The organism is Kitasatospora sp. NPDC022785, assembly GCF_055561295.1.
Genome location: NZ_JBVHHB010000038.1, coordinates 1 through 12032, shown reverse-complemented (window position 1 = coordinate 12032; position 12032 = coordinate 1). Strand labels below are relative to the sequence as shown.

The window sequence follows — 12032 nt, the reverse complement described above, 5'->3', positions numbered from 1 at the left end:
TGCGGAGCGTGCAGCACCGGTTGCCGGTACCCTCTCTCCCATCACAATGGATCCGGCGACGTGTGCGGGAGAGGTGTGACGAGCGACCTGGCGGCGTTCCGCCGCATGGAGCGTCACCTACGGGGTGAGGCGGCCCGGGCGGACTACCTGGTCGACCTCTCCAACGTGGTGCGCGAGAAGGCGCTCGGAGGTGGCACTCGGAACTCGCTCGAACGGTTCCGGCTGGTCCTCGAGGCGTTGCAGGACTGGACCGGGGACCGGGAGGTCACCGTCCACGCGATCGCCGACGACAACCTCCTGTACCGCCGGTCCGACCCCGACTTTCCCGACCCCGCCGAAGGTGCGCTGCTCCGCGGGTGGCGGGACCGCGGCCTGATCGCCGCGATCGCCAAGGCGGACCCGAACCTCCTCGACCATGCGAAGGTGTTCGGCACCAGGGTCATCAGCGGCGACTACTTCCGGGGGCACCGGGGCGAACACCCCTGGATCCAGGACGACCGCGAGCACTTCCTCCTGCCGAAGCGCGGCGCCGACGGTACGGTCCGGCTGGTCCTGCGCGACATGCGCGTGTTCGCGGACCGGGAGATCTCCCGCGAGGGCGAGCGGGACGAGCTCAAGGCGCGGAACCTGCTGGACTTCCGGGGCCGCCCTCGCTCTGAGATCCTTGAGCGGTCCTGGCGCTGCCCGCGCACACCCTGCAACCCCAGCCCGGCGATTCGAGCCGGCAGGGTGGTCTGCCGGTCTCACGGAACACTGCTGAACGACCTCGGCCCTCGCCGACCCCGAGTGCAGCTCAAGATCATGATCGACGGCGTCTGCCGAGCCTGGGAGAACCTCACGGAGGACGACACTCGGGAGTCCGTCCTCGGGCGCGGCCACCTCGCGCAGATCGAGGAGCGCCATCTCTCCGACGACCGCCGGGGAAGGATCAGCCGGAACCACCTGATCATCGTCTCGCGTCGGGGCACACTCAAGGTCCTGGACACCAGCACCGCCCGCAGTCGGATCCGTACCCTCAGGCCGGGGCGGGAACCCACACCATGGCAGCCCCTACCTCATCATGACGAGCGCTCCGAGGGCGCGCTACGGGAGCGGCTGTTCCGAGGGTTCGGTCCCGATGACGAGATCGAGCTCGTTCCCGGGGTCGTCCTCCGGCGTAGTGGCCAACGCTGGCCGGGGGAACGCAGCGAGGGCGTGCGGGCGAAACCGCCCAGGCGTGCAACGGACGACGACCAGATGACCAGAACAGACTGAGCGTCGAGTAGTCGTCCAGCGTCGTGCGGCGTCACACCGGTGCGACGCCACGGGTCGTCCAGCGGCACACGCAGGCGGGCGGCCTCATGAGACTGCCAGGCTGGGGCGCAGAACGCGCTCGCCGGGGTGCAGTGGTGGCCGGAAGACCGGGGAAGGGAGCCGAGGTGGAACCGCTGAGCGAGAACGATCCCGAGACGATCGGGCCGTATCGGCTGTTCGCCCTGCTTGGCCGGGGCGGCTGGGGGAGCGTCTACTTCGCTCGCAGCGAGTTCGGCCGCGGAGTCGCGCTCAAGACGATCCGGCCCGAGCACCTGGCGAGGAATCCGAAGAACTTCCGCAGCCGGTTCGCCCGGGAGGTCGAGGCGGCCCGCGCCGTCGACAGCGCGTACACCGCCGAGGTGGTGGACGCCGACACGAGCGCCGCCGAGCCCTGGCTCGCCACCCGTTACATCCGCGGGGTCGACCTGGCGGAGGCACTCGACCACTGCGGAACCCCGCTGCCGGAGCGGGCATGGCGAGTCCTGGCGACCGGCCTGGCCGACGCCCTACGCAGCATCCACGCCTCGGACCTCGTGCACCGTGACCTCAAACTCGCGAACGTCCTGCTGGCCGGCGACGGACCGTACGTCATCGACTTCGGGATCGCACGGAACGTCTCCCCCGCCGCGGTCACGCTGACCGGCTCCGGGGCCTCACCGCGCACGGAAACCTTCTCCTCACCCGAACAGCTGAAGGAAGAACCCGGGGTGGGGCCGGCGAGCGACATCTTCTCCCTCGGGTTGGTGCTGGCGTATGCGGCGCTGAACCGGCACCCGTTCGGGCCGGGATCCGCGACCCAGATCGGGGCGAACATCCTGCACGGACGCTGGCAGCTCGCCGGCCTGCCGTCCGCCGTCGAAAAGGTCGTCCTCCCCTGTCTGGAACCGACGCCACAGAACCGGCCGACCCCTGAGGAGCTCGCCCGACTGCTGCCGCCGAGCGTGTCACCGAAGGAGCAGGAGTGGTTGCCACCCGGGCTTCGACGCGCGCTGGCCGGGCTGTCCGATCTCGCCGTTGACCTGGCCGAGCCCATGCGGTATCGGTGCCCCGAGCAGGAACCGCCGTCCCGCCCCGGGCCCGGTGCCGGAGGGCCCCCAGCCGCCGGCACGTCGCCGGCCGCCCGACCAGCCCGCGAACGTGACTTTCCGCCTGCACCGCCTGGACCGTCGGTTCACGAGGCGACTACCCGGTCGGCGACCAACGCCAGGCCCGTGCACCGGATGCCCGCGCAGACTGCGCCGAAGACTGAACCGTCGCCGCAGCCGCCGGCAACGCCCACTGACGAGGCTGCGGCCGCTCAGGTGTCCGCAGGTGGGCCGGGTTCCCAGTACCGAGCTGCTGCCGAGGCAGGGAGCTCTCATGCCATGCGCCGGCTGGGGACCGCCTACCATACTGTCCGTGACTGGCAGGAAGCCCTGCACTGGTACCTGCGCTCGGCTGAATCCGGTAATCCCACCGGCGCGCTGGAGGCGGCGCAACTGATCGAGCAGCACTTCCCGGAACGGCAGGACCAGGTCGTCCCCCTCCATCGGAGGGCGGCCGAGGGAGGACTCGTCGACTCCGCGATGCGGCTCGGTGAGCTACTGGAGCAGGAACCTGGCGAGCTGCCAGAAGCCCTCGAATGGTACGAGAAGGCCGCCGCCTGGAAGCATGAGAAGGCCCCCGAGGCGGTGGCCCGCGTCCGAGCCGCACTGGCCCGCGCCCAGGTGTCCGGTGCGGACGACGCGCTGATGCGCGAGCACGAGGTCGCAGCTCGCCACGGCCAGGTCAACTCCATGGTGGCACTCGCCAGTTGGCATCAGCGAGCGAAGCGCGAGCAAGAAGCCCTCGCCTGGTACCAGTGCGCCGCCGAGGCCGGCCATACCCACGCCATGGTGATGACCGCCCAGATCCTGGTCAAGGATCCGAACCAACAGGCCCAGTCACTCGATTGGTACCGTCGGGCGGCCGCTGCGGACAACGCGACGGCACAGCACTGGATGGGGCGTTGGCATCGCGCGGAGGGTCGGCCGACCGAAGCGCTGGCCCATCTCCGCGCAGCCGCCGACAAGGGGTTGCTCGGCGCCATGACCGACACGGCGGAGATCCTCGAACAGACGGGGCGGGGGCAGGAAGCGCTCAAGTGGTACCTTCGCGCCGCCGAGAAGGGGTTTCCGAAGGCCCCCCGCGAAGTGAGACGCCTTCGCGCCGCACTGGCCGACACCGGCCCGGCCACGGCATCAGAGCCCGCGTCCGCCGGTCCCGTCCCGACGAAGGCCGCGGGACAGACGGCGCCGAACCCCACGGTGGGGAGGGACGAGACGGGCAGGCCGAAGTCTGCCGCGCCAAGGACCACGACTCCGCCTGGCCGGAAGCCCGAGGCGCCGACGGCAGCAGGGCAGCCGGATCCCGCGTCGCTGCGGGCCGCCGCCATGGAACACGAGACAAGTGGCCGGCTGGAGGACGCCTTGCGGTGCCTTCTTCAGGCCGAGGAACTGCATGACCACACCGTCCGGTGGGACGCCGCCCGGCTGTGCCTCGCACTGCGCGACCGGACCAACCGCCCTGGCGAGCGCAAACAGCTGATGAGACAGGCCATGGGGCTGTACCGCGCTCTCGCCGAGGCCGGGGAGATCGAGGCCATGCTGGCCCTGGTGGGACTGGACTCGGCCAACTCATTCGACTGGCGGCTGCGGGCCGCAGAGGCCGGCAACCCCCAGGCCATGCGGAGCGTCGCCCGGGCCCAGCTGAAGGCAGGCAGCGACGAGCACGTCCAGGCCGCCCTGTCCTGGCTACGCAGAGCCGGAGAGGCTGGCGAGGCGGCGGCCATTCTGGATGGTGCCCGGGCGCATGAACGTCGCGGCGCATATGGAGAGGCCATCGGCTGGTACCGCTGGGCCGACGAGAACGGCGTGCTCGGCGCGGCCGCGGAAGCAGCCCGTGTGGCGGCCGAACATCCGGGGGCCGCGCGCTTGCATCGATGGTCGGAACTTCTGGAACGCCTGCGCCGCTCGTTGGGTTGACCCGGCCCTGTTTCACTCCCGAGAAGGAATGGCCATGCACCATCCCGACGGTAGAGCGTGGAGCCCCACGGGCCGATGGGGCGGGCAGCGATCGCGGCGGCCCGGGTCTTCTGGCCAGCGTGGCGCCGGAGTCGCTCACCCGCTGCCGGGAGATCGCCATCATGGCCACCGACGGTCTACGAACAGTGGCCGCACCATGTCGACAGCGCCGACACCGCTCCCCGGGCAGATCCGGGGCCTGCCGGGTCGGGCGCGGTCAGCGGTGTTCGGGGTTCTCGAAGTCGAAGCGGCAGCCGGCGTCCCACTCGGAGCGCTGGTTGCCGTGGGCGGGGATGCCGCCGGCGTCCTTCAGCATCCGGGCCAGGTGGAGCAGGTTCCAGGTCATGAAGGTGGTGTTGCGGTTGGTGAAGTCGTTCTCCGGACCACCCGACCCGGCGTCGAGGTACGACGGCCCGGGGCCGGCCGGGCCGACCCAGCCCGCATCGGCCTGCGGCGGGATGACGTACCCCAGGTGCTGGAGGCTGTAGACGACGTTCATCGCGCAGTGCTTGGCGCCGTCCTCGTTGCCGGTGATCAGGCAGCCGCCGACTCGGCCGTAATAGGCGTACTGGCCCTCGGAGTTGAGCAGCGAGGAGCAGGAGTAGAGCCGCTCGATCACCTGCTTCATCACGGAGGAGTTGTCGCCGAGCCAGACCGGGCCGGCGAGGACGAGGATGTCGGCGGCCATCACCTGGCTGTAGAGGACCGGCCAGTCGTCGGTCTCCCAGCCGTGCTCGGTCATGTCGGGCCAGACGCCGGTGGCGATGTCGTGGTCGACCGCGCGGAGCACGTCGACCTGGACGCCCTGGCGCTGCATGATGCCGGTGCTGACGTCGATCAGGCCCTGGGTGTGGCTGCGTTCGGGTGAGCGCTTGAGCGTGCAGTTGAGGACCACCGCGCGCAGGTCGTCGTAGCGGTGGGGCGGGGCGGACACCGGCTGGGACATCGGCGGGGCCTTTCGGGGGTGGCCTTGCGGGGGCCTTGCGGGGGCCTTTTTCGGCTGACCCCGTGGGACCTTACGGCGCCTTGCGGGGCCTTGCGACGGGACGGGTCGCCCACCAGTCCAACCGGCCCGCTCGACCGCCGCCCGTCGGACTGGGCCGACTGCCTGACCCCGGCGGGCGGGCCAGGGGGAAGTGGGATCCGTCAGGCGCCACCGTCTGGCCGGTCGACCGGGGGCAGCACGGGAGTGAGGAGCATCCGGCCCGCCAGGACGGTGCCCGCGGTGACGGTGGTGAGGGTCGCGTCGTAGAGCGGGCGCAGGTTGCGCTGGTGCCAGAGGGTCTGGGTGGTGGCCCAGGCGGCGTCGCGGGCGTCGGCGATGGAGAAGCTGGCGACGAGGTGCTTCAGCGGTTCGGCCGCTTCGGTGGTGACCTTGACGATCTGCGCCTCGAACGAGGCCCGGACCTCCGCCTCGACCTGGGCGAGCAGCTCGTTCACCCTGAGGTAGTCGGCGTGCACGGGCGGGGTGTCCGGGGTGGTGCGGCGATCGATACAGGTGGCCACCATCCCGAGCGGGAGATCGTGGTTGATGTGGGCGTTCATCCCGGCGAAGGCGAACTGGACCGGCCAGACCACCCGGTTGTCCCTCGCCTCGAACAGCGGTTGCCAGGAGGGGTTCACCGGCCGGCCGGTCTCGTCCGCGTCCACCGCGTCGAAGTAGAGGTTGGCGAAGACCAGGTCCAGCCGCTCGATGAACGACTGGTCCTGGAAGTAGCCCGCCACCAGCCGCTCGCCGACCAGCTCGGTGACCCGCAGGTACATCCGGTTGAAACAGGCCACGCCGTCCCGGGGGTCCAGCCGGGCCTTGATCGCCCGCATCCGCTCGATGACCTCCTCGACGCTCTGCGCGGCCCTGGTCTTCGACTGGGTCATGGTGTCCCCTTCCGAGGCGTTCGGCGGTGCCGTTCGGTCCGACTGCCACCTATACAGACAGGCTGTCGCCGCCACGCCCGCCACCGTCCCGGACACACCGCCCCCGTTCACCCGAACCGCCCCCGCGGGGACCACCGGGGCGGCTCGGAACCGCCGCCGCCCCGGCAGCCGCCGGCCCTACCCCACGGGCCAGCCGTCCACCGTGGTGATGCTGCGGTGGTACGGCCCGTCCGGCCCGGTGCTGCGGTAGTCCTCCGCCGAGCCGCCGGTGCGGACGGTGGTGTCGCCGTCGTGCCGGTGGGCGGTCGGGCGCAGCGTGTGGTCGACGGTGGAACGCTCGGTGGTCCGGGCCCCGACGGTGGTGGTGGACTCGCGGTGGTAGCCGAGCTCCATGGCCGTCCGCTGGTCGCTGTTGCCGGCCGCGTCGTGGGTGACCTTGTAGGTGACGTCCAGCGGCTCGCCCTCGTGGACGGTGGTGGTGCGGCGCGGGCCGGCGCCCCAGGTGGCGGTGGTCCGGGTGAGGTCGGTGCGGTCCCGCAGGGTCAGGTCGTTGCCGCTGTCGCGCAGCTGCTGGGCCGAGCCGAACACGAGGTCGTCGCGGACCTCGGTGGTGATGCGCCCGTGCGAGGTCTGCACCCAGCCGCGCGCCAGGTCGTGCCGGTTCGCCGTCACGTCCCAGTCCCCACTGCCGCCGCCGTGGTCGGCCAGGACCGTCCCGACCGTCGCCTCGGGGGCCACCCGGTACTCGGTGAGCTGCCCGGAGGTGCGGGCGGCGCCGTGGTCGGTCTCGGCGAAGAGGTTGACCTGCCCGCTCCAGAGGTCGTTGCTCTGGGCCTCGGCCGCGTTGACGGTGATGCCGACGCTGTGCGGGCGGCCGTCCAGCAGCAGGCCGACGTACGGGGTGAGGTCGAGGCGGTAGGCGGGCAGGTCGAACGCGAAGATGCCGGGCGTGGGCCGCCAGAGCAGCGGGTCCCACCCGCCGGTGTAGATCACCGGGTACGGCCAGACCGCACCGGCCGTCCGCCCGTCGACGCTGAGCCGCAGCTCGCGGAACGGCCCCTTCCCGCAGATGCCGGTCCCCGGGTTGGCGCGTGCGAACTCGTCCGGCGCGGAGGCGTACGCGAACTCCTCGCAGGCGCCCCCGCCCCGCGCGTACACCTCGGCGGTCAGCCGCTCCAGGTTCTGCGGGAAGGTGAGCTCGCGGGCCGCCGTCGGGGCGGCCTGGGTGAGCCCGAACGCCCCGGTGGTCAGCACCCGGTCGGCGGTGCGGGCGGCGGGCCAGCGCGCGGAGGTGGTGTAGAAGGTGAAGCTCGCCGAGATCCGGAACACGCCGGTGTACGTGTCGTCGGTGACGTTGGCCAGGTCGAAGGAGAAGGGCTGCGCCCCGCCCGCGAACAGCGGCGCGTAGCGGGTGACGTCCCGCTCGACCGCCCACTCGATCCCGTCCTTGGACGGTTCGGGCGTGGACGAGAGCAGTACCTGCACCCCGCCGACCCGCACGCTGAACAGCCGGTCGAACTGCCGCCCGGCCACCTGCCCGTGCAGCTCCATCACCACGGCCGACCACGGCCCCGCGCACCCCGCGGGCGGCACCACCGTGGCGCTGTACGGCGTGTCCGGCGGGCTGCCGTACCCGTCCCGGAACGGCTGGTCGTGCATCACCTCGACCGTGCAGGAGCGCGTGTCCGGCCTGGTGAGCGGCTTGGCCGCGCTGACGGGGTCGTGGTAGTCGCTCCCGAAGTCGGCCTGCGCGGGACCGGCGGCGGCCAGCGCCCCGGTGAGGGCGAGCACAGCCGCCCCCAGCAGGCGGCCGGCTCGGCGGATCAGCGGACGAACAGCCATCGGTGTCCCTCTCCTCAGCCCGGACGGACGACCCCGGCATCCTCCCGACACTGGCATGCCACCGTCAATAGCGGGGATGATCCTCGCCTCACGGACGGGCCGGCGCAAACGCCAGGGCCGGCACCCCGGCCATGCAGGAAGGCCGCTCCCGCCGGAAGCGGGAGCGGCCTTCGGGCCTGCGCTTTTGGACCGAGGTCCGGGATCAGGGTCCGGGATCAGGGTCCGGAATCCAGGGTCCGAGATCAGGGATCAGGGATCAGGACCGGGACCGAACCCCGGAAGCAGACCGCCGGGATCAGACCACCGGGGCCGGGAACGTCGGGTACTCGACGCCCGAGACGTACTGGACGACCCGGATGACCTGGCAGGAGTAGCCGAACTCGTTGTCGTACCACAGGTAGAGGATCGCGTTGTCGCCCTCGACCTTGGTGGCGCCGGCGTCGACGATCGAGGCGTGGCGCGAGCCGATGAAGTCGTTCGACACCGCGTCGGGGGCGGTGGTGAAGTCGATCTGGCGCTTCAGCGGCGAGGTCAGCGAGATGTCGCGGAGGTACTCGAGGACGTCCTCGCGGGTGGTCTCGCGGGCCAGCTGCAGGTTGAGGATGGCGATCGAGACGTCCGGCACCGGCACGCGGATCGAGCTGCCGGTGATCTTCGCCTTGAGGTCCGGCAGCGCCTTGGCGACGGCCGAGGCGGCCCCCGTCTCGGTGATCACCATGTTGAGCGGTGCCGAGCGGCCGCGGCGGTCGGCCTTGTGGTAGTTGTCCAGCAGGTTCTGGTCGTTGGTGAACGAGTGGACGGTCTCCACGTGGCCGCGCAGCACACCGTACTGGTCGTCCATCGCCTTCAGCGGCGGGACGATCGCGTTGGTGGTGCACGAGGCGCAGGACAGGATCTGCTCGTCCGGCTTGATCGTGTCGTGGTTGACGCCGTGCACGATGTTCGGGACGTCGCCCTTGCCCGGGGCGGTCAGGACGACCTTGTCGACGCCGGGGCGGAGGTGCTTCGACAGACCCTCGCGGTCGCGCCACTTCCCGGTGTTGTCGATCAGGATGGCGTCGTTGATCCCGTACGCCGTGTAGTCGACCTCGGACGGGTCGTTGGCGTAGATGACCTTGATCGCGTTGCCGTTGGCGATGATCGTGCTGTTCGCCTCGTCAACGGTGATGGTGCCCTGGAACTGCCCGTGGATGGAGTCGCGGCGCAGCAGCGAGGCGCGCTTCACGATGTCCTGGTCGCCGCCCTGGCGGACGACGATGGCCCGCAGCCGCAGGCCGTTGTCGGAGGCCTTCTCGATCAGCAGACGGGCGACGAGACGGCCGATGCGGCCGAAGCCGTAGAGCACGACGTCACGCGAGCCGGAGCGCTCGATCTTGTCGGCACCCGTCGCGCCGGCCACCGCCCGGGCGGTGAACTCCTCCACCGACAGGCCGTGGTCGTCGGCACCGTAGGTGGCGGCGAGCATGCCGATGTCGATCTGCGAGGGACCGAGGTCCAGCGTGGTGAGCGCCTGAAGGAACGGCAGCGTCTCGGTGACCGAGAGCTCCTCCCCGGCTATCTGGCGGGCGAACCGGTGGGTCTTGAGGATGCTGACCACCGACTTGTTCACCAGGGAGCGGCTGTGAACCAGGACTGTGACGTCCCTCTCCCGGTGCAGTCGGCCGATGATCGGAATCATCGACTCCGCGATCTCCTCGCGGTTCTTCCAGTCCGTGAACACGTCGTCGTTGACAGTCACAAGTCCATCTTTCGAGCTAGGAGGGTGCCCTCATGCTACCTTCCGGCCGCTGCGCCCCCTCGGCCGGACCCCCTCTGAGCATGGCCTTCCCGTGGCACACCGCCCTTCCCGCCCGTCCGGCACCGCACCGCCCCCGCCGGACGGCCGCCCCGCAACGGCCGCCGCCGGGCACGGGCGGCGGCCGTCCCGAGTGCCCGGGCGACGAGTACGGCCGAGGGGGTCGGCCGCGCTCCCGGAGCGGGCGTCACAGGGCTCGATACGCTTGGCAGCAGCGTTCAAAGAACCCCCGGGGAGAGCCAAATGGTCCTGCGCATGTCCCAGTTGATGCTCAAGACACTGCGGGACGACCCGGCCGACGCCGAGACCACCAGCCACAAGCTGCTGGTCCGGGCCGGGTACGTCCGCCGCTCTGCGGCCGGCGTGTGGATCTGGCTGCCGCTCGGCAAGCGGGTCCTGGAGAACGTCTCCCGGATCGTCCGCGAGGAGATGGACGCGATCGGCGGCCAGGAGGTCCTGCTGCCGGCACTGCTCCCGCGCGAGAACTACGAGACGACCGGCCGCGCCGACGAGTACGGCGACCTGCTCTTCCAGCTCAAGGACCGCAAGGGCGCGCCCTATGTGCTCGGGCCCACGCACGAGGAGATCTTCACCCAGGTCGTCAAGGACCAGTGCACGTCCTACAAGGACCTGCCGGTGATCCTCTACCAGATCCAGACCAAGTACCGCGACGAGGCCCGGCCCCGCTCGGGCGTGCTGCGCGGCCGCGAGTTCCAGATGAAGGACTCGTACTCCTTCGACGTCACGGACGAGGGCCTGGGCGAGGCCTACCGGCTGCACCGCGAGGCCTACATCAGGATCTTCACGCGGCTGGGCTTCGACTTCCGGGTCGTCTCCGCCGTCTCCGGCGCGATGGGCGGCTCGGCCTCCGAGGAGTTCCTCGCCCCCGCCGCGGCCGGCGAGGACACCTTCGCGGACTGCCCCGCGTGCGATTTCGCAGCGAACACCGAGGCCGTCACCACGGTCGTCCCCGCGGCCGAGGGTGCGGCGCACCCCGCACTGGAGGAAATCCCCACTCCCGACACCCCGACCATCGAGTCGCTCGCCGCCCACCTCGGCGTCCCGGCCTCCGCGACCCTGAAGAACCTGCTGGTCAAGGTCGACGGCGAGATCACGGCCGTCGGCCTCCCCGGCAACCGCGAGCTGGACCTCGGCAAGCTCGCCGAGCACCTCGCCCCGGCCGCGGTCGCGCTGGTCACCGCCGAGGACTTCGCCGGCCGGCCCGACCTGGTGCGCGGGTACGTCGGGCCGCAGGGACTGACCGGGGTGCGCTACCTCGCGGACCCGCGGATCGCCCCGGGCACGGCCTGGATCACCGGCGCCAACAAGCCGGACACGCACGCGCGCAACGTGGTCTGCGGCCGTGACTTCCAGGTGGAGCAGTACCTCGACGTGGTCGTCGTCGAGTCCGGCGACCCCTGCCCGCGCTGCGGCACCGGCCTGCGGCTGGACCGGGCGATCGAGATCGGCCACATCTTCCAGCTGGGCCGCAAGTACGCCGACGCCTTCGAGCTCGACGTGCTGGGCCAGGAGGGCAAGCCGGTCCGGGTCACCATGGGCTCGTACGGCATCGGCGTCTCGCGCGCCGTCGCCGCGCTGGCCGAGCAGACCGCCGACGAGCAGGGCCTCTGCTGGCCCCGCGAGGTCGCCCCGGCGGACGTCCACGTCGTGGCGGCCGGCAAGGCCGTCCAGACGGAACTGGCCCTGGAACTCTCGGAGAAGCTGGCGGCGGCCGGGGTTCGGGTCATCGTCGACGACCGTGCCGGCGTCTCCCCCGGCGTCAAGTTCACCGACTCGGAGCTGCTCGGCGTGCCGACGGTACTGGTGGTCGGCCGGCGGGCCGCCGAGGGCGTCGTCGAACTCAAGAACCGGCGAACCGGTGAGCGCGAGGAGCTGACCGTCGAGGACGCGCTGACGCGACTCTCCGCGTAGCACCATCCGTAGCGCCATCCGCGTAGCACCAGCGCGCACGCCATTTGGCAGGCCGCCCGTTGACGCTTCCCCGGTTCACGGGGCGCGTCGGCGGGGGCCTTCGTGGGTGGCCGTTAGCAGAAATGCAAATAGGCCCCATCCGTTCCCGGATGGGGCCTATTTGTGAATGATTGTTCGGCGGCGTCCTACTCTCCCACAGGGTCCCCCCTGCAGTACCATCGGCGCTGTGAGGCTTAGCTTCCGGGTTCGGAATG

General features: G+C 71.0%; 7 protein-coding genes and 1 rRNA gene. 3 read left to right on the top strand and 5 right to left on the bottom strand.

Features of this window, described 5'->3' with window-relative positions; translation table 11 throughout:
• Positions 1–75: 75 nt before the first annotated feature.
• Complete coding sequence (locus tag ACZ3YO_RS37030) at positions 76–1254, top strand: FHA domain-containing protein (RefSeq protein WP_465578293.1); 1179 nt, start codon at positions 76–78, stop codon at positions 1252–1254.
• 164 nt (positions 1255–1418) lie between these two features.
• Positions 1419–4295 carry a serine/threonine-protein kinase gene (locus ACZ3YO_RS37025; RefSeq protein WP_465578291.1) on the top strand — a complete coding sequence of 959 codons (2877 nt, stop codon included), beginning with the start codon at positions 1419–1421 and terminating at the stop codon, positions 4293–4295.
• 256 nt (positions 4296–4551) lie between these two features.
• Here the strand turns inward: ACZ3YO_RS37025 and ACZ3YO_RS37020 are convergent, their stop codons facing one another.
• The 4 genes from ACZ3YO_RS37020 to ACZ3YO_RS37005 all read right to left on the bottom strand — a co-directional run bounded on the left by ACZ3YO_RS37020 (position 4552) and on the right by ACZ3YO_RS37005 (position 9789).
• On the bottom strand, positions 4552–5280 hold the full coding sequence (locus ACZ3YO_RS37020; RefSeq protein ID WP_465578289.1) for a flavodoxin family protein: 729 nt from the start codon (positions 5278–5280) through the stop codon (positions 4552–4554).
• 200 nt (positions 5281–5480) lie between these two features.
• On the bottom strand, positions 5481–6209 hold the full coding sequence (locus tag ACZ3YO_RS37015; RefSeq protein WP_465578287.1) for a DUF5995 family protein: 729 nt from the start codon (positions 6207–6209) through the stop codon (positions 5481–5483).
• Positions 6210–6386: 177 nt separating this feature from the next.
• Entirely contained in the window at positions 6387–8051 is a 1665-nt protein-coding gene (locus tag ACZ3YO_RS37010) for a peptide-N4-asparagine amidase (protein ID WP_465578285.1), read from the bottom strand.
• Between the two features lie 295 nt (positions 8052–8346).
• Complete coding sequence (locus ACZ3YO_RS37005; RefSeq protein WP_405362084.1) at positions 8347–9789, bottom strand: glyceraldehyde-3-phosphate dehydrogenase; 1443 nt, start codon at positions 9787–9789, stop codon at positions 8347–8349.
• A gap of 312 nt (positions 9790–10101) precedes the next feature.
• On the opposite strand from ACZ3YO_RS37005, the gene ACZ3YO_RS37000 reads away from it, so the two are divergent.
• Complete coding sequence (locus ACZ3YO_RS37000) at positions 10102–11778, top strand: proline--tRNA ligase (protein ID WP_465578283.1); 1677 nt, start codon at positions 10102–10104, stop codon at positions 11776–11778.
• 172 nt (positions 11779–11950) lie between these two features.
• Here ACZ3YO_RS37000 and rrf read toward each other — a convergent pair.
• Positions 11951–12032: ribosomal RNA gene (gene rrf / locus ACZ3YO_RS36995) — 5S ribosomal RNA — on the bottom strand; the annotation flags it as partial.